At 46.7% G+C, this 1,416-nt stretch carries 2 rRNA genes; both read right to left on the bottom strand.

The annotated features are described in order from the left end of the window. Positions 1 to 5: 5 nt before the first annotated feature. Positions 6 to 122: ribosomal RNA gene (gene rrf, locus AVBRAN9333_RS09390) — 5S ribosomal RNA — on the bottom strand. A 116-nt stretch (positions 123 to 238) separates the two neighbouring features. Beyond that, positions 239 to 1,416, bottom strand: a 23S ribosomal RNA gene (locus tag AVBRAN9333_RS09385); the annotation flags it as partial.

The following is a 1,416-nucleotide window of genomic DNA, read 5'->3' as shown; positions in this document are numbered from 1 at the left end:
TAACAAGTCCGCAACGAGCTACTTTCCCCATGCCAGTAAGGCGTAGTATCATCACCCACAATGTGCTTAGCTTCTTGGTTCGGGATGGGACAAGGCGTTACCACATTTGTATAATCACGGACATTGTTATTTAAATCTATTAGTATTTAATAAACTTAAATAACAATGTTAAAAGCAAGTAATTTAAACTCTTAAACTTACTAAAGTAATAAACCTTAGCAAGGAAGTAATGCTTATTTAAAGTAAGCGGACGGTCTATTAGTATTGGTCAGCTAAATGGCTTTCACCACTTACACACCCAACCTATCAAGCAGCTAGTCTTGCTGCGACCTTAAGAGAAGATTCATCTTAGAGTTGGCTTCGAGCTTAGATGCTTTCAGCTCTTATCACATCCGAACTTAGCTACGCTGCGATGCTCTTGGCAGAACAACAGCTACACCAGTGGTTCGTTCAACCCGGTCCTCTCGTACTAGGGTCAAATCTCTTCAATCTTCTTACGCCCACGGCAGATAGGGACCGAACTGTCTCACGACGTTCTGAACCCAGCTCGCGTACCGCTTTAAATGGCGAACAGCCATACCCTTGGGACCTGCTCCAGCCCCAGGATGCGATGAGCCGACATCGAGGTGCCAAACCTCCCCGTCGATGTGAGCTCTTGGGGGAGATCAGCCTGTTATCCCCGGGGTACCTTTTATCCTTTGAGCGATGGCCCTTCCACACAGAACCACCGGATCACTAAGACCGACTTTCGTCTCTGCTTGACGTGTTTGTCTTGCAGTTAAGCTGGTTTATGCCTTTATACTCTACAAACGATTTCCAACCGTTTTGAACCAACCTTTGTAAGCCTCCGTTATTTTTTGGGAGGCGACCGCCCCAGTCAAACTACCCACCAGACATTGTCCTACGTGAGGATAACTCACGCTAGTTAGCTACCCGAATAAGAAAGAGTGGTATCTCAACGATGGCTCATTATAAACTGGCGTCTATAACTCAAAGCCTCCCACCTATCCTGCACATTCTTATCCAAGTAGCAGTGTCAAGCTGTAGTAAAGGTCCACGGGGTCTTTCCGTCTTGCCGCGGGTAGGAGGAATTTTCACCTCCACTACAATTTCACTGGATCCCTCTTTGAGACAGCTCCCATCTCGTTACGCCATTCATGCAGGTCGGTATTTAACCGACAAGGAATTTCGCTACCTTAGGACCGTTATAGTTACGGCCGCCGTTTACTCGGGCTTCGATCAAGAGCTTCGCATTGCTGCTGACCCCATCAATTAACCTTCGAGCACCGGGCAGGCGTCACACCCTATACATCCACTTACGTGTTAGCAGAGTGCTGTGTTTTTGGTAAACAGTCGGGAGGGACTCTTTGTTGTAAGTTTCCTTGCTTTCGAAGTCAAATTCTAATACAAGGCTAA

The sequence above is a fragment of the Campylobacter sp. RM9333 genome (assembly GCF_020137705.1).
In the GTDB taxonomy this organism is placed as follows: domain Bacteria; phylum Campylobacterota; class Campylobacteria; order Campylobacterales; family Campylobacteraceae; genus Campylobacter_E.
Note: the sequence above shows the minus strand (reverse complement) of the source record. Positions and strands in the feature narration are given on the sequence as shown.